The organism is Pseudomonas sp. GW821-FHT09H03 (assembly GCF_059415945.1).
Window position 1 is genome coordinate 64,493 of sequence record NZ_JBWKOF010000014.1, and the last position, 23,277, is coordinate 87,769.

Genomic DNA, 23,277 nt, shown 5'->3' on the forward strand with positions numbered 1-23,277 from the left:
TCCTTTTCAATTGACCGTCGGTATTGACGAGCGCTAACCATAAAGTCGATACCGCGACTTTTATGTAGGGCGATTCCTGCAAACCGAGTCGAACGGGGCGTCTTATAGGGCAGAAAAATCCTTGTTTCTGCCAAATACTCGATGGGTCAGAGCGGCGTCAGTAACTCCGCTGCATCTTCACTGCGATGCAACGCCACCTGACGGATCGACAAACGAATCTCCGCCGGCAACACTCGCTTGGCCGCGCCTTCGGCCAGTTCGCCGAGCAGTTCGTGGTAGCCCAGCTTGCCGGCTTCGTCGCGCTTGAGCACCTCGAGATCGAGCAGGGTCTGGATGAAGTGGCGGAAAAGGCTCTTGTCGAAGAATTCCGGGGCGTTCAGGCCATGCAGGATCGACAGGCGCTGGGCCATGACCGTGCACAGGTCTTCCAGTTCTTCGGCGCTGATGCTGTGCTGGCCACTGTTGAGCAGCAAAGAGACGGTCATGTAGAAACGCTGCAGAGTCTGGGCGATGCTTTTCGACAGCAGGGTCAGCAGCACGAAATGCCGCGAGCTCGGTGCCGGGCGCAGGTAGACATCGTTTTCGAATCGCAGCAAGCCTTGCTCGACGAAGGCTTGCAGCCATTGATCGATCACCGCGTCGAGTTCGTCCAGCGACCAGCGAATGAACAGCTCCGCCTGCAAGTACGGATAAAGCGCGCGGGTGTAGCGCAGGATCTGTTCGCGGTTCATGCGCGACGCACTCTGGAAGAAGCTCGCCAGCAACGCCGGCAATGCGAAGATATGCAGCACGTTGTTACGGTAGTAGGTCATCAGGACAGCGTTCTGCTCGTCCAGATACAGAATCTTGCCCAGGGCATCGCTCTGCTCGGACAACAGGTCCATGTCCTTCACGTGCTCGATCAACGCACGACCATCACCTGCGGGCAGGGTGGTGTGCGGTGAATAAGGGACTTTGCGCAACAGCGCCAGATACAGGTCGAGTACCCGCGCCATGGCCCGATCGTCGAGGGCCAGGCGCGAGGTGGAGAGCAGTGCCAGCGCCACCAGGTTGACCGGGTTGATCGCCGCCGCTTCGTTCAAGTGCTGCGCGACCTTTTCGCCGAGGCGGTTGGTGGTTTCGTTGAGCCAGGCCGGTCTGAATTGCGGACCGAGCTCCTGTTTGCGCCAGTCCGGCTGTTCGCTGTCGAGAAATTCCGCGAGTTTGATCGGCTCACCGAAGTTCACCGCTACCTGGCCGAAACGCTGCTTGAGCGCGCCGATGACTTTGAAGATGTCGAAAATCGACTCTTTCTTCTTGGTGGCGCCACGCAGCTCGCCAAGATAGGTCCGGCCTTCCAGCACGCGTTCGTAGCCGATGTACACCGGCACGAAGACGATCGGCATACGCGAGGAGCGCAGGAAACTGCGCAGGGTGATCGCCAGCATCCCGGTCTTCGGTTGCAGCATGCGCCCTGTGCGCGAACGGCCGCCTTCGACGAAGTACTCCACCGGGAAGCCTTTGGTAAACAGGGTGTGCAGGTATTCGTTGAATACCGAGGTGTACAGCGGGTTGCCCTTGAAGGTACGGCGCATGAAGAACGCACCGCCACGACGCAGCAGGCCGCCGATGCCCGGCATGTTGAGGTTGATCCCGGCGGCGATGTGCGGTGGGGTCAGGCCATTGCGAAACAGCAGATAGGACAGCAGCAGGTAGTCGATGTGGCTGCGATGGCAGGGTACGTAGATCACTTCGTAACCCGGTGCGACCTTTTGCACGCCTTCGATGTTGTTGACCTTGATGCCGTCGTAGATCTTGTTCCAGAACCAGCTCAGCACCACTTCCATGAAGCGGATTGCGGTGTAGGTGTAGTCCGAGGCGATCTCGTTGCCGTAGCGCAGCGCTTGGGCCTTGGCCTTTTCCGGGGAGATGTTCTCGCGCTCTGCTTCGTCGAGGATCGCCTGCTTGACCAGTGGCTGATTGAGCAAGCCCTTGACCAGGTTGCGCCGGTGGGAAATATCCGGGCCGATGACGGCGGCCTTGAGGTTGCGAAAGTGCACCCGCAGTATCCGCTGGGCCATGCGCACGGTGCGCTCGTGGCCCTTGTTGTGGTCGATCAACTCACGCAAGTGGATCGGCGCGGAGAACTGCACGCGGGTCTTGCGCCCCAGCACGATGATGCTGAGCAAGCGGCGCAGGCGGCCAGTGACGGCCCAGCTGTCGGCGAACAAGAGTTTCCAGGGGCTGGACTCGCTGTCCGGCGATTGGCCCCAGAACACGCTGACGGGAATGATCTGCGCGTCTTCGCCAGCGTTCTGGCTCAAGGCGCTGACCAGCCGGGTCAGGGTCGGCGGCGCACCGCGCTTGTCCTGGCGGCCGAGCCAGTCGGGATCCGGGGTCAAGTAGAAGAACGCCGCGGGTTCCACCAGGCCGCCCACCGAGACTGGCAGCACCGGGCGCGGCAGGCCGGCCTTGGTGCATTCGCTGTCGACCACGGCGAGGTCGCTCAGCGAAGGGTTTTGCAGGACGTAGAACACCGGGCGACTGCGGTCGAGGTTAAGGGTGAACGACGACTGATTGATCGTCTCCGAGCGAACCCAGAGGTACAAAAGTCGGCGCAGTGTGCCAAACACAAGACGGCGGAACGGGGAACGGGTCATACGGCTTCTGCGTGAGTGAATAAAACCGAGCAAATGCTCGGGTGGGCGATAGTGTGCCGTATTCGCCGAAAATCGGCAAAAAAGCGGCTAAGTAAAGTTGAGTTGAGAGTTTTGACGGCTGTCATATACTCCGACGCTCAAAATAAAAATAAGGGGGTACTGATTCATGGCAACGCGCGAAACAGGCAACGTGAAGTGGTTCAACGACGCCAAAGGCTACGGCTTCATTCAGCGCGAGGACGGGGTGGACGTGTTCGTGCATTACCGCGCAATTCGCGGCGAAGGGCACCGCTCGCTGGCTGAAGGGCAGCAGGTTGAATATGCCGTGGTGACGGGCGAGAAGGGTTTGCAGGCCGAAGACGTCGTCGGGCTGTAAACCCACTCATCAGCTCACCCAAAACCATTGTGGGAGCGGGCTTGCTCGCGAATGCGGTGCGTCAGTCAGCATTGATCTCTACTGACGCACCGCATTCGCGAGCAAGCCCGCTCCCACATCCTGCTCGGTGTCGCTCTGCTTTAAGCAGTTTTCCAGGTGATCTCTTCTTCACCATCGGCGCTGATGCGTATCCAGCGATCCGCTGTTTCTTCACCTTCTTCTTCGACCCAGCTACCCGGTGCGCAGCGCACTTCGACGTTCAGCGCGACAAACGCGGCGCGGGCGCAGGCGATGTCGTCTTCCCACGGGGTCTGGTCGCTTTCAAGGTACAGGCTGTTCCATTTGCCCACGGCCTTGGGTAGCCAGGTCACCGGCACGTTGCCAGCCTTGCACTTGTAGGTCTGGCCTCTCTGTACCCAGTCGCTGCACGGGCCCAATGCAGCACCGAGCCAAGCCGAGATGGCTTTGTGGTCGACGTCGGCGTCTTTCAGGTAAATCTCGATATCGGGTTGGCGCATGGATGTCCTCACTGCGTGTCTGAAAAATCCATTCGCGGATTTAGCCGGGCTCAAGCGGATGCTCAAGGCCAATATTAGGGTTGAAGAACGAAATAATCGTAGCGCATCGACACGGTGACCTCGAACGGCTCAGCCTGCTCGATGACCGCTGCCCGGCGTTCGGCGCTGGCGCGCCAGCCGTGGGGTGTCATGGCCAGCAGGTTGGCGCGATCCTGACCATGGGCGAGCATCAGCTTGAACTCCAGGGTCTCGCTGTGTTGCAGCTGCATGCCGTTCGGCACCAGGTCCAGATGCTTGTCGTCGATGTACTCGCGTACTTCGTCGTACAGCCGCTCGCGCAATTCCATCAGGTGGCCGCTGGTCGGGCCGACCTTCATCAGGCCGCCGCCGGGGCTGAGCAGGCGTTTGGCCTCCTGCCAGTCCAGCGGGCTGAAAACACTGGCCAGGAACTGGCAGCTGGCGGACGCCAGAGGCACCCGCGCCATGCTGGCGATCAACCAGGTAATTGCCGGGTTGCGTTTGCAGGCGCGCTTCACCGCTTCCCGGGAAATGTCCAAGGCGTATCCGTCGGCGTTCGGCAAGGCCTCGGCGATCTGCGCGGTGTAGTAACCCTCGCCACAACCGATGTCGAGCCAGCGCTGTGGCGCGTAACCCGCAGCCAGCTCCGCCAGGCGCCTGGCCACCGGTGCGTAATGGCCGGCGTTGAGGAAGTCACGGCGGGCCTCGACCATTGCCTGGTTATCCCCAGGGTCACGGCTGTTCTTGTGCTGCACCGGCAGCAGGTTCAGGTAGCCCTGGCGCGCGCGGTCGAACCGATGCCCGGCGGGACACGCCACGCCGTTATCCACCGCGCTCAGCGGTTCACTGCAGATCGGACACGCGAGCATCAGGCGAGCAACTTGATCAGGGTCTGGTAGTAGATTTCGGTCAACACATCGAGATCAGCCGCCAGTACCCGCTCGTTGACCTGGTGAATCGTCGCGTTGACCGGGCCCAGCTCGACCACTTGCGTGCCCATGGTCGCGATGAAGCGCCCGTCGGAGGTGCCGCCGCTGGTGGAGGCCTTGGTGTCACGACCGGTGATGTCCTTGATGCTCGACGACACCGCGTCGAGCAGAGCGCCCGGCTCGGTGAGGAACGGCAGGCCGGACAGTGCCCAGTCGATGTGCCAGTCCAGGCCGTGCTTGTCGAGGATGTCGGCGACGCGCTTTTGCAGGCCTTCGACGGTGGACTCGGTGGAGAAGCGGAAGTTGAACACCGCGATCAGGTCGCCGGGGATCACGTTGGTCGCGCCGGTGCCGGAATTGACGTTGGAGATCTGGAAGCTGGTCGGCGGGAAGAAATCGTTGCCGTGGTCCCAATGCTCGGCGGCAAGTTCGGCCAGCGCCGGGGCGGCAAGGTGGATCGGGTTCTTCGCCAGATGCGGATAGGCCACGTGACCCTGAATGCCGCGTACAGTCAGCTTGGCGCCGAGGGAGCCGCGACGACCGTTCTTGACCACGTCACCGACCAGGGTGGTGCTCGACGGTTCGCCAACGATGCACCAGTCCAGGCGCTCGTTGCGCGCGGCCAGGCGCTCAACCACTGCCTTGGTGCCGTGGTGCGCCGGGCCTTCTTCGTCGCTGGTGATCAGGAAGGCGACTTTGCCCTTGTGATTCGGGTAATCGGCGACGAAACGCTCGGAGGCGACGGTCATGGCGGCGAGGCTGCCTTTCATGTCAGCCGCGCCACGGCCACAGAGCATGCCGTGTTCGTCGATCAGTGCGTTGAACGGTTCGATCTGCCAGGCCGCCACCGGGCCGGTCGGGACCACGTCGGTGTGGCCGGCGAAGCACAGCACCGGACCGTCGTCCTGGCCGTGGGTGGCCCAGAAGTTATCCACATCTTCGATGCGCATCGGTTCCAGGGTGAAACCGGCATCGCCCAGGCGCTGCATCATCTGCTTCTGGCAATCGGCGTCGAGCGGCGTCACGGATGGACGGCGGATCAGGTCGATGGCGAGTTGGAGGGTCGGCGAAAGGTCGGCGTGGGCCGTCATGGAAAACTCCGGAAACTTGAGGTATGGGCTTGGGCTTTTAGTGTGGGAGCGGGCTTGCTCGCGAATGCGGTGTATCAGTCAACATACTCCTCGACTCTTACAACGCATTCGCGAGCAAGCCCGCTCCCACAGGTATTGGCTTCGATCGGCAAGCCGAGGCACGCCAAGCCCCGCAAAATGGCGGTTATCTTAAAGCAAAACGGCGACCATTGGCCGCCGTTTAGTGCATCCGCAGAGATTTAGACCGCCGGTGCGGTTTGCGCCTCGACAGAAGGTTTTGGCAGCGACGACAGGAACGCCATGATCAGCGCCGCCACGTACGGCAGCGACTGCACCAGCAACATGGTGACCCAGAAGCGCATGTCGTTGCTCGGCAGGCCGTTGACCAGGAAGATCCCCAGTGCCGCGCCCCACAGCAGCAGCATGATGAACATCTCTTCCCGGGCCTCGGAAATCGCCACCCAGAAGCCATGGTTATCGGCATTCTTCGGTGTGCGGAAGAACGGAATGCTGCTGGTGAAGAAGCCGTACAAGACCGCTTTGGCAATGGTATGGGACAAGGCCAGCCCGGCCAGCGCCGCGCAGAAGGCATCCTTGAGATTGACCCCGACCGCTCGACGGTAGAGGAAAATGATCTTGGCCACCTTGAACACGAACAGTGCCAATGGCGGGATGGCGAAAATCAGCAGCGGCGGATCCACCCGCTGCGGCACGATGATCATCGCTGCCGACCACAGCAGCGCGCCGACAGTGAAGAAGATGTTCATGCCATCGGCGACCCACGGCAACCAGCCCGCGAGGAAGTGGTAGCGCTGGCCGCGGGTCAGCTCCGTGTCCTTGCCGCGCAGCAGGCTGGCGGTGTGGCGCTTGATGATCTGAATCGCCCCGTAGGCCCAGCGGAAGCGCTGTTTCTTGAAGTCGATAAAGGTATCGGGCATCAAGCCTTTGCCGTAACTGGTGTGGTAATACGCCGCCGACAGGCCTTTCTCGAACACGCGCAGGCCCAGTTCGGCATCCTCGCAGATGCACCAGTCGGCCCAGCCCAGCTCTTCGAGCACCGAGCGCCGGGTCATGGTCATGGTGCCGTGCTGGATGATCGCGTCACGGTCGTTGCGGGTGACCATGCCGATATGGAAGAAGCCCTTGTATTCGGCATAGCAGAGCTTCTTGAAGGTGCTTTCGTTCTGGTCGCGATAGTCCTGCGGCGACTGCACCACGGCAATTTTCGGATCGGCGAAGTGCGGCACCATGTGCTTGAGCCAGTTGCGGTCGACGCAGTAATCCGAGTCGATCACGGCAATCACTTCGGCGTCCTTGGCGGTGTGCGGAAGCAGGTAGTTCAGCGCGCCGCCCTTGAAGCCAGCCAGTGGAGCGACGTGGAAGAACTTGAAGCGCGGGCCGAGGGTGGCGCAGTAGTCGCGCACCGGCTCCCAGACCGCCGGGTCCTTGGTGTTGTTATCGATGATCAGGACTTCGAAGTCCGGATAGTCGAGGTTGGCCAGGGCGTTGAGGGTCTGTTTGACCATCTCCGGCGGCTCGTTGTAGCAGGGCACGTGAATCGACACTTTCGGGCGGTAGCTGGAGTCGCCTTCCACCGGCAGGAACTCGCGCCGGCGCTTGTGCACCCACACCGCTTCTGCCAGTTCATGGGCTTCGGTCAGCAACACGATGAACACCCCGAGCGCACCAAGGGCGAGCAGGAACCCCACGGTCAGGCTGAACCAGGTGCTGTATTGCAGGCTGTAGTCATAACCGATCCAGACCAGCACTGAACCGCAGAGGAACGCGATAAAGGTCAGGAAGGTGCGGCCGCGTTGGCGCAGGGCCGAGCCGTCGATCATCAGCAAGGTCAGGGACAACAGGGCCAGCACGACGGAGCCGATGGCCAGCACGCGCCATTGCGGAATCGCCACTACCGGGCCTTCGAAGTTGAACTTCTGCTGGCGTGCGGCGTTGAACACGCCCCAGTAGGCGCCAACGGAGCCTTCGTCACTGGCTTTCCACGGCTGGTCAAACGCTTCGATCACGAAGTAGTTGAAGCCCTGGCGGTTGAGTTTGTTCACCAGAGTGCGCAGGTAGATGGCCTGGTCTGCCGGCGACGCGTCGGCGCCACCGCGCATGCGGCCGTTGCTCGGCCAGCCGACTTCGGACAGCAGCAGCGGCTTTTTCGGGAACATCTTTTTCAGGTCGCGAGCGCGGTCGAGAACGAACTGCCCGGCCTTGTCCATCGGGATGAACTCCCAATAAGGCAGGACGTGCGCTGCGATCAGGTCGACGTGCCTGGCCAGTTCCGGGTGTTCTTCCCAGACGTGCCACTGCTCGGAGGTGGTGACCGGTACCTTCACGGCAGCGCGGACGCGATCAAGGATCATGCCCAATTCGGCGGCGCTGATTTCCTTGCGGAAGATCGCTTCGTTGCCGACCACCACACGAACCACGCTGCGCGAGGAATTGGCGATTTCGATGGCACGGTTGATCTCGCGTTCATTGCGTTCCTGGTCCGGGCTGATCCAGATCCCCAGCGTCACCCGCAGGCCGAACTCTTCCGCCAGTTTCGGAATGTTTTCCAGCGTGCCGTCGACCGAGTAAGTGCGGATGTTGTCCGTCAACTTGCTCATGATCTCCAGGTCGCGGCGCATCTGATCGTCGGTCGGATACTGCTCCTTCTGGGGGAACTGGCCTTGCTGGAACGGCGAGTACGAAAAACCGGAGATCTGTTCAGGCCAGTTGGGTGCGGTGACCGGGCGATTGATCAACGCCCAGAAGCCGGTAAACAAGGCGGCGATGGCGAGCACCACGACCAGGTTGAGTCCAAATTTACGCGATGACATAGCTATTTCGGGTTCCAAGGAATGTGGAACAAAAGAACGGTCGGCGGCCGCACAAGGGCGCGCTTCCTACACCGGCAGCTCACTGAACTTACATCGCACAGGGAAATGCCGGACGTTGGGCACTCCAAGTCGACTTAAGTTCTTTCCTTAGAGCATGTAGTTCAATTCTTCGTTCGATGTAGTCTTATCAAAGGCAATGACGCGCCCGTTCATAGCCCAAAAGATGCTCTTGGCCGCGGACGGCCCTATAATGCGCGCCGGTTTTTGGGGTAATGGTCATGAGTACAGAAGATCCGCGGTTTGCTGGCATTGCCCGTTTGTATGGCATCGAAGGCCTGGAGCGTCTGCGGGCGGCCCATGTGGCGATAGTCGGCGTGGGCGGTGTGGGTTCCTGGGCGGCAGAAGCCATGGCCCGTTGCGGCGTGGGCGAGATTTCGCTGTTTGATCTCGACGATGTTTGCGTCAGTAACGCCAACCGCCAGTTGCACGCGCTGGACAGCACGGTCGGCAAACCCAAGGTCGAGGTGATGGCCGAGCGCCTGCGCGGCATCAACCCGGATTGCACGGTGCATGCGGTGGCGGATTTTGTCACCCGTGAGACCATGGCCGAGTACATCACGCCGAACATCGATTGCGTGATCGACTGCATTGACAGCGTCAACGCCAAGGCGGCGCTGATCGCCTGGTGCAAGCGTCGCAAGATTCAGATCATCACCACCGGCGGCGCGGGCGGACAGATCGACCCGACCTTGATCCAGGTCTGCGATTTGAACCGCACCTTCAATGATCCGCTGGCCTCGAAAGTGCGCTCCACTTTGCGCCGCGACTATGGTTTTTCACGCACCGTGACTCGCCATTACAGCGTGCCGTGCGTGTTTTCCACCGAGCAACTGCGCTATCCGAAACCTGACGGCAGCATTTGTCTGCAGAAGAGTTTTGTCGGCGACGGCGTGAAACTCGACTGCGCTGGCGGGTTTGGGGCGGTGATGATGGTGACGGCGACCTTCGGCATGGTCGCGGCGACCAAGGCGGTGGATAAGATCGTTGCCGGGGTGCGGCGCCCGTCGGAGCGGATAAAGCCTCAAGTTTAGCTGGTTGGGCTGATGGCCTCATCGCGAGCAGGCTCGCCCACAGGGGAATGCATTCCAATGCGGGAGCGAGCCTGCTGGCGATGACGTTTAACCAGCCAACTCCGTCATCCGCTTAAGCACCGCATTCAGGCCATTGCTGCGCGACTGGGACAACTGCCGCCCCAGCCCCAACTGATTGAACCAGTCCGGCAAATCCACCTGTTGCAATTCGGCCACCGACAGTCCGTTGACCCGCGCCAGCAGCAACGCCACCAGCCCGCGAATCAGCCGCGCATCACTGTTGGCATTGAACTGCCAACGGCCATCGCGCAATTGCCCTACCAGCCAGACCTGGCTTTCGCAGCCATGCACCCGGTTGGCTTCGCACATGTCTTCGGCGCTCAACGCAGGCAGACGCTCGCCCCATTGCATCAACAGGCGTGCCCGCTGTTCCCAGCCGGCGGCGGCCTGAAAGGTTTCGAGCGCCGTTACGGCATCGGCAGGCAGGTTCATCGCAGTAACTCCAGCGCCTGATCCAGCGCCTCGAAGAATCGTTCCAGGTCGGCGGAGTCGTTGTACAGCGCCAGTGACACCCGGATTGCTCCGGCCAGTTCGAAGCTTTTCAGCAGCGGCATGGCGCAGTGGTGGCCTGCGCGCACGGCGATGCCTTGCTCGGTCAGCAAATGCGCCAGGTCAGAGTTATGCACAGCCTCGACGGTGAAACTGACCAGCGCCAGTTGCGGTTTGCCCAGCAGGCGTATGCCATTGCGCGATTGCAGGCCCTTGAGCAGGTAGTCATGCAACGCCGCCTCGTGGGCGGACACGGCGTCCTGATCGAGTCCGGCCAGATAGTCCAGGGTTGCACCCAGACCAATCACGCTGGCGATCGGCGGCGTCCCGGCCTCGAAGCCTAAAGGTGCCGGGCGGAAGCGAGCGTCGTGATAATTGGCATCCAGTACCATTTCACCGCCGAACTGCCAGGGCCGCAGCAGCTGCAGCGCCTCATTGCGCCCGAACAGCACGCCCAGGCCATCGGGGCCGTAGAGTTTGTGGCTGGAAAATACATAGAAGTCGCAACCCAGCGCCTGCACGTCGTGGCGGCCGTGGACCACGCCTTGCGCGCCGTCGATTACGGTCAGCGCGTCGTGCGACTTGGCCAGTGCCAGCAATTGCTCCAGTGGTTGCCAGGCACCGATTACATTGGACAACTGACTGACCGCCAGCAGGCGTGTGCGGGGGGTGATCAGGCCGGTGGCGAGTTCCAGGTCGATCACGCCGTCGGGATTGAGCGGCAGGATCACCAGCCTCAGATCGCGACGGTGCGCCAGTTGTTGCCATGGCAGCAGGTTGGCGTGGTGCTCCAGGGCGCTGATGACAATCTCATCGCCCGGATTGAATAGATGCTCCAGGCCGTAGGCCAGGAGATTCAGCGCGGAGGTCGCCCCGTGGGTAAAGACAATCTGTCCGCTGTCACCGGCATTGAGCCATTGTGCCACTTTGCTGCGGCTATCCTCGAACGCCTGGGTGGCGTGGGCACCGGGCAGGTGCTGGGCACGATGCACATTGGCCGCGCCGTTGGCGTAGTAATGCGCCAGGGCATCGAGCAGGGCTTGCGGTTTTTGCGTGGTAGCGGCGTTGTCCAGATAGGTCTGGCCTTGCCGTTGCAGGGCGGCGATGGCCGGAAAATCGGCGCGCCAGGGAGAGGGAATCATCATGTGTTCGGCCCTATGAACTTGGGCGAGTGTACGTCGGACCTTGTGGGACCGAGCCTTTGTGGTGAAGGGACCTTGTGGCGAGGGGGCTTGCCCCCGTTGGGCCGCGGAGCGGCCCCATGCTCATGGCAATGGCCCGGGACTACTGCGTAGTCCAACGGGGGCAAGCCCCCTCGCCACACAAGCCCCCTTGACACAAGCTTGTTCCCACAGGGGATCATGCGACGCTTAGTTGTGAGCGTGCAGCGCTTCGTTCAGTTCGATGGCCGATTTGTGGGTTTTGCACTCCACGGCACCGGTCTGCGAATTGCGGCGGAACAGCAGGTCGGTCTGACCGGCCAGTTCACGGGCTTTGACCACTTTGACCAGGTTGTCGTTGGCGTCCAGCAGGGCAACCTTGGTGCCGGCGGTCACGTACAGGCCCGACTCGACGGTGTTGCGGTCGCCCAACGGGATACCGATACCGGCGTTCGCGCCGATCAGGCAGCCTTCGCCGACTTTGATCACGATGTTGCCGCCACCGGAAAGGGTGCCCATGGTCGAGCAACCGCCGCCCAGGTCCGAACCCTTGCCGACGAACACGCCCGCCGACACGCGGCCTTCGATCATGCCCGGGCCTTCGGTGCCTGCGTTGAAGTTGACGAAACCTTCGTGCATCACGGTGGTGCCTTCGCCAACGTAGGCGCCCAAGCGGATACGCGACGCATCAGCGATACGCACGCCGGCCGGAACCACGTAGTCAGTCATTTTCGGGAACTTGTCCACCGAGAACACTTCCAGCAGTTCGCCACGCAGGCGCGCTTCAAGCTGGTGCTCGGCCAGTTCGGCCAGGTCGATCGCGCCCTGGCTGGTCCAGGCCACGTTCGGCAGCAACGGGAAGATCCCTGCCAGGTTCAGGCCATGGGGCTTGACCAGGCGATGGCTCAGCAGGTGCAGCTTGAGGTAGGCCTCAGGGGTGGACGACAGCTGGGCGTCTTCGGCAAGCAACGTGGCGACCAGCGGTTTGTGGCTTTCGGCCAGACGGGTCAGCAAGGCTGCCTGGGCAGCGTCGACGCCTTTGAGCGCTTCAGCCAATTGCGAGGCCTGGGCGGTGCTGAACGCGATCGCCTGATTGCCTTCGGTGTAACCCAGAACAGGCGCGATGGCGGCGATGACTTCAGCCGAAGGATTGAGAACAGGTGCGGCGTAAAACACTTCCAGCCATGCACCTTGACGGTTTTGGGTGCCGACGCCGAAGGCCAGGCTGAACAGGGTAGTGGACATGTGTATACCTCTAACAAAATTGAACGGGCTGCTTACTTGAGCGCGGCCGCGTAGATATCAGGCTTGAAGCCAATCAGGGTTCGGTCACCGAGATCAAGCACCGGGCGCTTGATCATCGAGGGTTGTGCGAGCATCAGTTCGATGGCTTTCGTCTGGTCGAGATCGGCTTTGCGTTCGTCTTCGAGTTTGCGAAAGGTCGTACCTGCACGGTTCAACACCACCTGCCAGCCGTGCTCGTCGCACCATTGGGTCAGGTGTTCACGGTCGATACCGGCCGTTTTGTAATCATGGAAGTCGTAGCTGACGGCGTGTTCATCGAGCCAGGTGCGCGCCTTTTTCATGGTGTCGCAGGCTTTGATGCCGAAAAGGTGCAACGTTTTGCTTGAAGCGGTCAAGGAATTGCCCCCTTTGCAGGTACTGTCGAATAAACGGTGACGGATTATGCCATGACCGGACGGTTTCGCGTCGGCTGTGGTGGATATGTCATTCGTGCGCTGGACCTGTACAAGCCTGTGCGACAATGGTGCAACGGTCAGGCGCAGTCTATGCGGCTAATATGGCACTTGTGCGCTGTCGATTGTCCGGGATCCGAGATTTATGCAAACCGCCTACACCGTCCTGATCCTGCTGATGCTGGTTGGCGTTTCACGCCTGATCGGACGGGTGGTCCCGTTGCCGTTGCCACTGGTGCAAATCGCCGCCGGAGCCTTGCTCGCCTGGCCGACGTTGGGGTTGCATGTGGCCCTTGATCCGGAGTTGTTCCTGTTTCTGTTCCTGCCGCCGCTGCTGTTCTCTGACGGCTGGCGCATGCCCAAGCGCGAATTCTGGCGTTTGCGCGGGCCGATTCTGACCCTGGCCGTGGGGTTGGTGTTGTTTACCGTGGTCGGTGCGGGATATTTCATCCACTGGCTGTTGCCGAGCATACCGTTGCCCGTCGCCTTCGCCCTGGCGGCCGTGTTGTCGCCCACCGACGCCGTGGCAGTCTCGGCGATCTCCCAGAACCGTTTGCCGACGCCCTTGATGCACATGTTGCAGGGCGAGGCGCTGATGAACGACGCCTCGGGCCTGGTGACGTTCAAGTTTGCCTTGGTGGCGGCTGTGACAGGTGTGTTCTCCCTGGCCACTGCCAGCGTTACGTTCGTGCTGGTGGCCGTCGGCGGCCTGGCTGTCGGCGTGGCCTTGAGTTGGCTGGTCGGGCGTTTGCGCGCCTGGATGATTGCCCGCGGCTGGGATGATCCGGCGACCCATGTGGTGTTCATGTTGTTGCTGCCGTTCGCCGCCTACGTGCTGGCCGAGCGCGTGGAAGTGTCGGGCATTCTGTCGGCGGTGGCGGCGGGCATGATGCAGAGCTGGCTCGACCTGCTGCCGCGCCAGACCAATACGCGCTTGCTCAACCGCAGCGTCTGGTCGTTGCTGGAGTTCGCCTTCAACGGCCTGATCTTCCTGCTGCTGGGCTTGCAACTGCCGGACATCATCAAAGCGGTGGTCAGCCACGAAACCTCGCTGTGGCCGACGCTGCTGTATCGCGGCTTTGACGTGGTGGCGATTTTCCTGGTGCTATTGGCACTGCGGTATTTCTGGGTGCAGAGCATCTGGCGAGCGTCGATCCTTCTGCGGCGTCTGCGCGGCAAGGGTGAAATGACCCAGTTGCCGACTGCGCGGTCTTGCTGGTTGCTGACCGTGGGTGGAGTGCGCGGAGCGGTGACGCTGGCCGGTGTGATGTCGGTGCCGTTGCTGATGGGTGGGGTGGCGTTCCCGGAGCGTGATCTACTGATTTTCATCGCCGCCGGTGTGATCCTGTTGTCGCTGATCGCCGCCTGTATCGCTCTGCCGCTGTTGTTGCGCGGTATCGATAAAAGCCCCGACGACAAGCGTCGCAATGAAGTACGCGAGGCCTGGCGTAAAACCGCCGAGGCGGCCATTCATGCGCTGGAAGCCGAAGAGGCCGGCCCTCAGGATGCGGCCCAGGCAGCGCTGGCCGCAGAGCTGAAAGCGCGGATCATGTCCGAATATCGGCACCAACTGGATATCTTCAATGACTCGGCAGAAGCCCAGGCCTTGGCCTTGCAGATGGACTTGCTGGAACGGCGCCTGCGTTTGAAAGCGCTGCGGGCGCAGCGCCTGGAGTTGTACAGCCTCAGCCGTCATCACCAGATTGGCGATGACGTGTTGCGTGAGGTGCTGGGCGAGCTGGACCTGAGTGAAGCCAAGCTCGGTCAGGTGAAATAACGCAGGCGATTATTTGCGGCGCTGGATGAAGTCGCGAATACGTTCTGCCGCTTCCACACATTCGGCCAGCGGTGCAACCAACGCCATGCGCACACGCCCTGCGCCCGGATTGATGCCATCGACATCCCGCGACAGGTAGGAACCCGGCACCACGGTCACATGCTCCTGCTCGAACAGGTCACGGCAGAAGGCGGCATCGTCGCCGGCCACATTCGGCCACAGGTAGAAGCTGCCATCCGGACGTTGTACATCCATCACCGGGCTCAGGATTGCCAGCACCGCATCATACTTCTCCCGATACAGCGTACGGTTGGCCCGCACGTGCACTTCGTCGTTCCATGCTGCAACGCTGGCCAGTTGCGTCTGCACCGGCATTGCGCAGCCATGGTAGGTGCGATAGAGCAGGAAGCCCTTGAGGATGTCGGCATCACCGGCGACAAAGCCCGAACGCAGGCCTGGCAGGTTGGAGCGCTTGGACAGGCTGTGGAACACCACGCAACGCTTGAAGTCTTTACGGCCCAGTTCCACGCAGGCGCTGAGCAAGCCTGGCGGTGGGGTCTGCTCGTCGAAGTACAGTTCGCTGTAGCACTCGTCGGCGGCGATCACGAAGTCGTGTTCGTCGGCCAGGGCGATCAGTTTTTTCAGGGTTTCGACCGGGATCAGCGCGCCGGTCGGGTTACCCGGCGAGCACAGGAACAGGATCTGGCAGCGTTTCCAGATGTCTGGCGATACCGCGTCGAAGTCCGGGTTGAAGCCGTTTTCATCCAGGCACGGCAGGTAGTGAGGCTTGGCCCCGGCGAGGAACGCGGCACCTTCGTAGATTTGGTAGAAGGGGTTCGGGCTCACGACCAGTGCGTCGTCGCCCCGGTTGACCACGGTCTGAGTGAAGGCAAACAGGGCTTCACGGGTGCCGTTGACCGGCAGGACGTTGCGCGCGGGGTCGATCCAGCCGCCAGGTACGTTGAAGCGACGCTCGCACCAGGCGGCGATGGCTTCACGCAGGGCCGGGATGCCGAGGGTGGTCGGATACACCGCCATCTGATCCAGGTTGCTGGCCAGGGCCTCGGCGACAAAGCTCGGCGAGCGGTGTTTCGGCTCGCCGATGGACAGTGCGATGGCGCGTTTGTCCGGGTTTGGCGTGACGCTGCCGAGCAGGGCACGGAGCTTTTCGAACGGGTAGGGCTGGAGCTGGGTCAGAGCGTTGTTCATCGGGGGCCTCGTTCAGTGTGGAGGCAGGCCTGTGTGGCGAGGGGGCTTGCCCCCGTTCGACTGCGCAGCAGTCGTAAAACCATGATATGCGGTTTATCTGATAGACCGCGCTTGAGGTTTTAGGGCCGCTTCGCAGCCCAACGGGGGCAAGCCCCCTCGCCACAGAAATCTGCTTTCACAGTGGGAAATTTGTTGATTCAGATGCTGATGCGCGACAGTTTGATATCGGGTTCCTGGTTGACGCTCAATTGCTCGACGATTGCATCCTGCAAGCGGCTGCACAGCAGCGGGTCGGACAGCGGCTGATTATTTGCGTCGGTAATGAAGAACACGTCCTCCACCCGTTCGCCCAGGGTGGCAATCTTGGCGTTCTGCAGCGACAGGTCGAACTCCAGGAATATCGTGCCGATCCGCGCCAGCAGGCCCGGGCGGTCGGGAGCCGTGAGCTCCAGCACAGTCACCGGGCGTTGGGCGTCGTTGTGGATCGTCACCTGCGGTGCAAAGGCGAAGTGCTTGAGCTGGCGTGGCACCCGGCGCTGGATGATCGTCGGGTAGTCGTCCGGGTTGCGCAGGGCTTCTGTCAGGCCATCGCGGATCTGTTTGACCCGCGCCGGGTTGTCGCCAATCGAATCGCCGTCGGTATCGAGCACGATGTAGGTGTCGAGGGTGAACTGGCTGCTGGAGGTGATGACCCGGGCGTCGTGAATGTTCAGGTTGAGCTGGTCCATCGCCGCCACGGTCACGGCGAAGAAGTCGTGCTGGTCCGGCGCATAGATGAAGATCTGCGTACCGCCTTCGAACTCGCGCTGGGTGGTTTCCTTGATCAACACCAGCGGCCCGCCGTCAGCCGGTTGCTGGAGGATCGCATCACTGTGCCAGGCAACGTCGCCGGCGGTGTGGCGCAGGAAGTAGTCATCGCCCAATTGCGACCACAGTTGCTCGACGTCGTCCGGATCGGTGCCGCCACGCACGAGAATGTCCAGGGCTGCGCTCTGGGTCTGGCGGATCTGCTCTTCACGGTCCACCGGGTTCTCCAGGCCGCGGCGCAGGGCGCGCTTGGTCTCGGTATAGAGTTGGCGCAACAGGCTGGCACGCCAGGAATTCCACAGGGTCGGGTTGGTGGCGTTGATGTCGGCGACGGTCAGCACATACAAATAATCGAGGCGGGTTTCATCGCCGACGGCGTGGGCAAAATCGTGGATTACCTGCGGGTCGGACAGGTCCTTGCGCTGGGCAGTGGTCGACATGACCAAATGGTGTTGCACCAGCCAGACGATCAGGCGACTGTCCCACACCGGCAACTGATGGCGCTGGCAAAAGGTTTCGGCATCGACCGCGCCGATCTCCGAGTGATCGCCATGCCGGCCCTTGCCGATGTCATGGTACAGACCGGCCAGGTAGATCAGTTCGGGCTTGGGCAGCTTGCCCATGACCTTGCTGGCCAACGGGAATTTTTCCGACACCTGGGTGTACTGCAATTTACGCAGGTGTTTGATCAGGTTCAGGGTGTGCGCATCGACCGTATAGATGTGAAACAGGTCGTGTTGCATCTGCCCGACGATCAGGCCGAACTCCGGCAGATAACGCCCGAGAATGCCGTAACGGTTCATCCGCCGCAGATTGCGGTGAATGCCGATCTTGCACTTGAACAGCTCGATGAACAGGCTGGTGTTGCGGATATCGTTGCGAAAATCGTCGTCGATCAGATGGCGGTGTTCGCGCAACAGACGAATGGTGTCGGCGCGCACGCCTTTGATTTCCGGCTGCTGGGCCATCAGCACAAAGATTTCCAGCATGGCGAATGGCGTGCGGCGGAACACATTGTTGTTGCGCGCCTCGATGTAGCCGTCGTGCAGCTGGAATCGCGAGTTGATCGGTTGCGGCGGCGCTTCGTCTTCCGGTGCGAGGATGACTTCCTCGAAGTGCTGGATGATCAGGTCGCTGAGCTGGGCGATGCTCATGACCACCCGGTAATACTGCTGCATGAAGCTTTCGATGGCTTGCTTGACGTCATTGCCCTCGAAGCCCAGCAGTCCGGCGATGGTGCGCTGGTGATCGAACAGCAGGCGGTCTTCAGCGCGGCCGGCGAGCATGTGCAGGGCGTAGCGAACCTTCCACAGAAATTCCTGGGAAGACGCCAGCAGGGCGTTTTCGCTTTCGACCAGGAAGCCTTCGCCGGCCAGTGCTCGCAGGTTCAGGGTGCCATACTCGCGACGGGCCACCCACAGAATCGTCTGGATGTCCCGTAATCCGCCGGGCGAGCCTTTGACGTTGGGCTCCAGGTTGTACTCGGTGTCGTTGTACTTGTGATGGCGGGCTTTCTGCTCGGCGCGCTTGGCCAGGAAAAAGTCCTTGCTCGGCCACATGTGCGCGGTGCTGGTGACATCCAGCATGCGCTGGCGCAGGTGCTCCGGGCCGGTAATGGTGCGGCTTTCCATCAGGTTGGTGACTACCGTCAGGTCGGCGCGTGCCTCGACGGCGCATTCCTCGACCGAGCGAACGCTCTGTCCGACTTCCAGGCCAATGTCCCACAGCAGGGTCAGGAAGCGCTCGATGGAGTCGCGGAAAATTTCATGGTCTGCACTGTCCAGCAGGATCAGCAAATCGATATCGGAGTAAGGGTGCAGTTCGCCGCGGCCGTAGCCGCCGACCGCGACCAGCGCAATGTCGGCGTCTTCGCTCCAGTCAAACTGATCCCAGGCCTTTTGCAGGATGTTATCGACGAACCAGGCACGATCCTCGATCAGCCTGCGAATGTCCCGGCCGCTGCGAAACCGCGAGTCGAGCACTTCCCGGGCCTGGCGGATGGCCTTCTTGAAGGCCGATATCGGGCTTGCCTTCAGGGCCAGTTCAGCCTGGAACTGGCCGCGGTCGAAGAGTTCGGGATCCACCTGCGGCATCGATTGGCATTCCTTTCTATAAGGCTGGGTAACGGCTGGACGGACTCAGGCCGAAACGCGTGCGATGGTATCGTCGCTGCGCAGGGTGAAGATCTCGTAACCGGTCTCGGTCACCAGCAGGGTGTGCTCCCACTGGGCCGACAGCTTGCGGTCCTTGGTAATCGCGGTCCAGCCGTCGCCCAATACCTTGGTGTCGGCACGGCCCTGGTTGATCATCGGCTCGATGGTGAAGGTCATGCCGGCTTTCAATTCCATGCCGGTACCGGCACGGCCGTAGTGCAGGATCTGCGGCTCTTCGTGAAATACCTTGCCGATGCCGTGGCCACAGAACTCGCGAACCACCGAAAAGCCGTTCTTTTCCGCGTGCTTCTGGATGATTTCACCGATGTCGCCCAGGCGGCAGCCGGGTTTGACGATTTCAATCGCCTTGTACATGCATTCCTGGGTGACCTGGGACAGGCGCTCGGCCCAGACCGGCACGCTGCCGACGTGGAACATGCGGCTGGTATCGCCGTGGTAACCGTCCTTGATGACGGTGACGTCGATGTTCAGTGTGTCGCCATCCTTGAGCGGCTTGTCGTTCGGGATGCCGTGGCAGACCACGTGGTTGATCGACGTGCAGATCGACTTCGGGTAACCCTTGTAATTGAGCGGGGCAGGGATGGCCTTCTGCTCGTTGACGATATAGTCGTGGCAGATCTGGTTCAGTTGATCGGTGGTAACGCCCGGCTTGACATGTTCGGCAATCATTTCCAGCACATCGGCGGCCAGCTTGCCGGCGATACGCATCTTGGCGATATCCTCGGGGGTTTTGAGGGTGACGGTCATACAGGCTCTCTCTGCGCTCGAAGGCGCTTTCTAAACGGAAAGGGCGTTGCGCGATCGAACTTCGCAGCCCTGAAAAATGCGATTCTACCAGACGATCAGCGCAAATCAGCGCCTCTGTGCGTCGCTTCTCCTTATAGAATGGTGGATTGCTGGCGGATTCCAAGGCTCGGCGCCGGGATTTCATAATCCGGGTTCCGTTTTTGCCTGCCCTGTGGTATAAAATGCGCCGCTTTCCGGGGATGTCCCGAAAAGCCTAAATCCACACACGTGTCGACACGATGACCTGGGTGCCTTCAGCTGAAGCTGCTGGTTGGTCATTGGGATACGTGGAGGCCAAACCCGACTTATTAAGGAACTATCATGTCCCAAGTCAACATGCGCGATATGCTGAAGGCCGGTGTGCACTTCGGTCACCAGACCCGTTACTGGAACCCGAAAATGGGTAAGTACATTTTCGGCGCGCGTAACAAGATCCACATCATCAACCTTGAAAAAACCCTGCCAATGTTCAACGAAGCTCTGACTTTCGTAGAGCGTCTGGCCCAGGGCAAAAACAAGATTCTGTTCGTCGGCACCAAGCGTTCCGCTGGCAAGATCGTTGCTGAAGAAGCAGCACGTTGCGGCTCGCCGTACGTCGATCACCGCTGGTTGGGCGGCATGCTGACCAACTTCAAAACCATCCGTGCTTCCATCAAGCGTCTGCGTGACCTTGAAGTACAAGCCGAAGACGGTACTTTCGCCAAGCTGACCAAGAAAGAAGCGCTGATGCGCTCCCGTGACCTGGAAAAGCTCGATCGTTCCCTGGGTGGTATCAAGGACATGGGCGGTCTGCCAGACGCTCTGTTCGTTATCGACGTTGATCACGAGCGCATCGCGATCACCGAAGCCAACAAGCTGGGCATCCCGGTTATCGGCGTAGTCGATACCAACAGCAGCCCGGAAGGCGTTGACTACATCATCCCAGGCAACGATGACGCAATCCGCGCTATCCAGCTGTACATGGGTTCGATGGCTGACGCTGTGATCCGTGGTCGCAACAACGTTTCCGGCGGCACCGAAGTCTTCGTTGAAGAAGCTCCGGCAGCTGCAGCTGAGTAATTGACGCCCTGGCGTTGACTCAGTAAGCAAAAAGGGGGCTTGGCCCCCTTTTTGCCACCTCGAAAACCATTTGTCGGCGCCCACTGCTTTATCTGTAACGTGCGGCAGCTAACAAGGGTGGTTCGGGAAGAATTGAACGCCCGTTCGATCGGGTGGAATGGTTGATAACCTATCCAAGAGGAATTTTGAAATGGCAGAGATTACTGCAGCGTTGGTCAAAGAACTGCGCGAGCGTACCGGCGAAGGCATGATGGATTGCAAAAAGGCCTTGACCAAGGCTGGCGGCGACATCGAAAAAGCCATTGATGACATGCGTGCTTCGGGCGCGATCAAGGCTGCCAAGAAAGCTGGCAACGTTGCCGCTGAAGGCGCTATCGCCATCAAGGCTGACGACAAGTGCGCCGTACTGCTGGAAGTTAACTCGCAGACCGACTTCCTGGCCCTGCAAGACGACTTCAAAAACTTCGTTGCTGCCAGCGTAGAAAAAGCGTTCGCCGAGAAACTGACCGATGCAGCTCCGCTGATCGCCGCTCAGGAACCTGCTCGTGAAGCCCTGGTTGCCAAAGTTGGCGAAAACGTCAACATCCGCCGTCTGGTACGCGTGGAAGGTGACGTAGTCGGCACCTACCTGCACGGTAACAAGATCGGTGTTGCTGTTGTTCTCAAGGGCGGCGATGTTCAGCTGGCCAAAGAGATCGCCATGCACGTGGCGGCAAGCAACCCTGAGTTCCTGCTGCCATCGCAGGTTTCGCCAGAAGCCATCGAGCGCGAGAAGGGCGTTTTCCTGTCCCTGAACGAAGACAAGATGAAAGGCAAGCCAGCTGAAATCGTCGAGAAGATGATCGCTGGCCGTATCACCAAGTTCCTGGCCGAAGCCAGCCTGGTTGAGCAAGCTTTCGTCATGAACCCGGAAATCACCGTGGGTGCCCTGGCCAAGAAAGCCGGCGCTGAAATCGTTTCCTTCACTTACTTCAAAGTAGGCGAAGGCATCGAGAAGCCAGTCGACAACTTCGCTGAAGAAGTTGCCGCACAGCTGGCTGCCGCCAAGCAATAAGACGGTTTTTTAACTGTCGCCCTGAAGAGGCTGCCCGCTCACGCGCGCAGCCTCTTTTCAGATGGGGTACCAATTTTTATTTGGTTTCCTGTTGGAACTGGCTTACAAAGCCATGTTCCGATGGCGCTGAAGCAGCACCAAGCTAGAGTGAACGCCAGCTGAAAACAGCTCGCAAAGAATTTTTAAAATACGCCGCAGGAGAGATTCGCAATGGCTCAGCAGGGCAGTGGTTATCAGGCTCGCTATAAACGCATTCTACTCAAGCTCAGCGGCGAGGCCCTGATGGGCTCGGAAGAGTTCGGGATCGACCCGAAAGTTCTGGATCGCATGGCCCTGGAAGTTGGTCAACTGGTCGGCATCGGTGTCCAGGTGGGTCTGGTCATCGGCGGCGGCAACCTTTTCCGTGGCGAAGCGCTGAGCAAGGCTGGCATGGATCGGGTCACGGGCGACCACATGGGCATGCTGGCCACTGTGATGAACGCCCTGGCCATGCGCGACGCGCTTGAGCGTGCCAACATCTCGGCCATCGTCATGTCGGCCATTTCCATGGTTGGCGTGACTGATCACTATGATCGCCGCAAGGCCATGCGTCACCTGAACTCCAAGGATGTGGTGATTTTCGCTGCCGGTACCGGTAACCCGTTCTTCACGACGGATTCGGCGGCCTGCCTGCGTGCAATCGAAATCGATGCCGATGTCGTGCTCAAGGCGACCAAGGTCGATGGCGTCTACACCGCCGACCCATTCAAAGACCCGCATGCCGAGAAGTTCGATCATCTGACCTACGATGAAGTACTGGATCGCAAGCTGGGTGTGATGGATCTGACGGCCATCTGCCTGTGCCGCGACCACAAGATGCCGCTGCGCGTCTTTAACATGAACAAGCCCGGCGCCCTGCTGAACATCGTACATGGTGGCGCTGAAGGGACCCTGATCGAGGAAGGCCAACAATGATCAACGAAATCAAGAAAGACGCTCAAGAGCGCATGCAGAAGTCCCTGGAGTCTCTGTCCCACGCGTTTGGGCAGATCCGTACCGGCAAGGCTCACCCGAGTATTCTGGGTAGCGTGATGGTGCCGTACTACGGTGCTGACACCCCGCTGAGCGGCGTCGCCAACGTGACTGTGAAAGATTCCCGGACCCTCCAGGTCGTGGCGTTCGAGCGCAACATGCTCGCGGCAGTCGACAAGGCGATCCAGAGCGCGGGCTTGAACCTCAACCCGACGAACCTGGGTGAGTTGCTGCTGATCTCCATGCCGGCCCTGACCGAGGAAACCCGCAAGGGCTTCACCAAGCAGGCTCGCAGCGCTGCAGAGGATGCCCGTGTTGCCGTGCGCAACATCCGTCGCGACGCGCTGGGTGACCTGAAGAAACTGGTCAAGGACAAGGAAATCAGCGAAGACGAAGAGCGTCGTGCTGCTGCCGATATTCAGAAACTCACCGATAAGGCAGAGGCCGATATCGACGCGGCGACCAAGCAAAAAGAAGCGGACCTGATGGCCGTATAAGGGT

At 60.6% G+C, this 23,277-nt stretch carries 19 protein-coding genes; 7 read left to right on the forward strand and 12 right to left on the reverse strand.

Features of this window, described 5'->3' with window-relative positions:
* Positions 1 to 146: 146 nt before the first annotated feature.
* Complete coding sequence (gene plsB / locus AC07OG_RS19970) at positions 147 to 2,639, reverse strand: glycerol-3-phosphate 1-O-acyltransferase PlsB (protein WP_218424780.1); 2,493 nt, start codon at positions 2,637 to 2,639, stop codon at positions 147 to 149.
* 166 nt (positions 2,640 to 2,805) lie between these two features.
* On the opposite strand from plsB, the gene AC07OG_RS19975 reads away from it, so the two are divergent.
* Positions 2,806 to 3,015, forward strand: coding sequence for a cold-shock protein (locus AC07OG_RS19975; protein ID WP_010462862.1), 210 nt, complete (start codon positions 2,806 to 2,808; stop codon positions 3,013 to 3,015).
* A gap of 140 nt (positions 3,016 to 3,155) precedes the next feature.
* Here AC07OG_RS19975 and AC07OG_RS19980 read toward each other — a convergent pair whose 3' ends face one another.
* From AC07OG_RS19980 to AC07OG_RS19995, 4 genes are all read right to left on the reverse strand, one after another.
* Positions 3,156 to 3,533, reverse strand: coding sequence for a hypothetical protein (locus AC07OG_RS19980; RefSeq protein ID WP_060541803.1), 378 nt, complete (start codon positions 3,531 to 3,533; stop codon positions 3,156 to 3,158).
* 74 nt (positions 3,534 to 3,607) lie between these two features.
* The gene (locus tag AC07OG_RS19985) at positions 3,608 to 4,420 is read right to left on the reverse strand and encodes a putative RNA methyltransferase (RefSeq protein WP_495067883.1); all 813 of its coding nucleotides are present in this window, start codon (positions 4,418 to 4,420) and stop codon (positions 3,608 to 3,610) included.
* Positions 4,420 to 5,571 carry a succinyl-diaminopimelate desuccinylase gene (dapE, locus tag AC07OG_RS19990; RefSeq protein ID WP_495067884.1) on the reverse strand — a complete coding sequence of 384 codons (1,152 nt, stop codon included), beginning with the start codon at positions 5,569 to 5,571 and terminating at the stop codon, positions 4,420 to 4,422. Before dapE ends, AC07OG_RS19985 begins: the two co-directional genes overlap by 1 nt.
* A gap of 239 nt (positions 5,572 to 5,810) precedes the next feature.
* Positions 5,811 to 8,402: a glycosyltransferase gene (locus AC07OG_RS19995; protein ID WP_495067885.1), complete on the reverse strand. Its 2,592-nt coding sequence runs from the start codon at positions 8,400 to 8,402 to the stop codon at positions 5,811 to 5,813.
* A 272-nt stretch (positions 8,403 to 8,674) separates the two neighbouring features.
* Between AC07OG_RS19995 and tcdA the strand changes: the two genes are divergently transcribed.
* Positions 8,675 to 9,493 (forward strand): tRNA cyclic N6-threonylcarbamoyladenosine(37) synthase TcdA, encoded by an 819-nt coding sequence (gene tcdA / locus AC07OG_RS20000; protein WP_371318074.1) that lies wholly within the window; start codon positions 8,675 to 8,677, stop codon positions 9,491 to 9,493.
* Positions 9,494 to 9,580: 87 nt separating this feature from the next.
* Here tcdA and AC07OG_RS20005 read toward each other — a convergent pair whose 3' ends face one another.
* The 4 genes from AC07OG_RS20005 to AC07OG_RS20020 form a co-directional block, all read right to left on the reverse strand.
* Positions 9,581 to 9,985: a SufE family protein gene (locus AC07OG_RS20005; RefSeq protein WP_060541020.1), complete on the reverse strand. Its 405-nt coding sequence runs from the start codon at positions 9,983 to 9,985 to the stop codon at positions 9,581 to 9,583.
* Positions 9,982 to 11,187 carry an aminotransferase class V-fold PLP-dependent enzyme gene (locus AC07OG_RS20010; protein ID WP_495067886.1) on the reverse strand — a complete coding sequence of 402 codons (1,206 nt, stop codon included), beginning with the start codon at positions 11,185 to 11,187 and terminating at the stop codon, positions 9,982 to 9,984. The genes AC07OG_RS20005 and AC07OG_RS20010 overlap by 4 nt, the downstream gene beginning before the upstream one ends.
* Positions 11,188 to 11,412: 225 nt before the next feature.
* A complete protein-coding gene (gene dapD / locus AC07OG_RS20015) occupies positions 11,413 to 12,447 on the reverse strand; it encodes a 2,3,4,5-tetrahydropyridine-2,6-dicarboxylate N-succinyltransferase (protein WP_060541022.1) in 1,035 nt (344 codons plus the stop codon).
* A gap of 32 nt (positions 12,448 to 12,479) precedes the next feature.
* Positions 12,480 to 12,788 carry an arsenate reductase gene (locus tag AC07OG_RS20020; RefSeq protein ID WP_371318076.1) on the reverse strand — a complete coding sequence of 103 codons (309 nt, stop codon included), beginning with the start codon at positions 12,786 to 12,788 and terminating at the stop codon, positions 12,480 to 12,482.
* 256 nt (positions 12,789 to 13,044) lie between these two features.
* Here AC07OG_RS20020 and AC07OG_RS20025 point away from each other — a divergent pair, with 256 nt between their 5' ends.
* Positions 13,045 to 14,676 carry a Na+/H+ antiporter gene (locus AC07OG_RS20025; protein ID WP_495067887.1) on the forward strand — a complete coding sequence of 544 codons (1,632 nt, stop codon included), beginning with the start codon at positions 13,045 to 13,047 and terminating at the stop codon, positions 14,674 to 14,676.
* 9 nt (positions 14,677 to 14,685) lie between these two features.
* Here AC07OG_RS20025 and dapC read toward each other — a convergent pair whose 3' ends face one another.
* The 3 genes from dapC to map form a co-directional block, all read right to left on the reverse strand.
* Positions 14,686 to 15,885 (reverse strand): succinyldiaminopimelate transaminase, encoded by a 1,200-nt coding sequence (gene dapC, locus AC07OG_RS20030; protein ID WP_060541025.1) that lies wholly within the window; start codon positions 15,883 to 15,885, stop codon positions 14,686 to 14,688.
* A 197-nt stretch (positions 15,886 to 16,082) separates the two neighbouring features.
* Positions 16,083 to 18,785, reverse strand: a complete 2,703-nt coding sequence (locus AC07OG_RS20035) for a [protein-PII] uridylyltransferase (RefSeq protein WP_495067888.1) — start codon at positions 18,783 to 18,785, stop codon at positions 16,083 to 16,085.
* Positions 18,786 to 18,830: 45 nt separating this feature from the next.
* Complete coding sequence (gene map, locus AC07OG_RS20040; protein ID WP_060541027.1) at positions 18,831 to 19,613, reverse strand: type I methionyl aminopeptidase; 783 nt, start codon at positions 19,611 to 19,613, stop codon at positions 18,831 to 18,833.
* 360 nt (positions 19,614 to 19,973) lie between these two features.
* On the opposite strand from map, the gene rpsB reads away from it, so the two are divergent.
* The 4 genes from rpsB to frr all read left to right on the forward strand — a co-directional run bounded on the left by rpsB (position 19,974) and on the right by frr (position 23,273).
* A complete protein-coding gene (gene rpsB, locus AC07OG_RS20045; RefSeq protein ID WP_060541028.1) occupies positions 19,974 to 20,711 on the forward strand; it encodes a 30S ribosomal protein S2 in 738 nt (245 codons plus the stop codon).
* A 190-nt stretch (positions 20,712 to 20,901) separates the two neighbouring features.
* On the forward strand, positions 20,902 to 21,765 hold the full coding sequence (tsf, locus tag AC07OG_RS20050) for a translation elongation factor Ts (protein ID WP_060541029.1): 864 nt from the start codon (positions 20,902 to 20,904) through the stop codon (positions 21,763 to 21,765).
* Positions 21,766 to 21,975: 210 nt separating this feature from the next.
* A complete protein-coding gene (gene pyrH, locus AC07OG_RS20055; protein WP_003222124.1) occupies positions 21,976 to 22,719 on the forward strand; it encodes a UMP kinase in 744 nt (247 codons plus the stop codon).
* Positions 22,716 to 23,273: a ribosome recycling factor gene (gene frr / locus AC07OG_RS20060; protein WP_028622555.1), complete on the forward strand. Its 558-nt coding sequence runs from the start codon at positions 22,716 to 22,718 to the stop codon at positions 23,271 to 23,273. Before pyrH ends, frr begins: the two co-directional genes overlap by 4 nt.
* Positions 23,274 to 23,277: the final 4 nt, after the last annotated feature.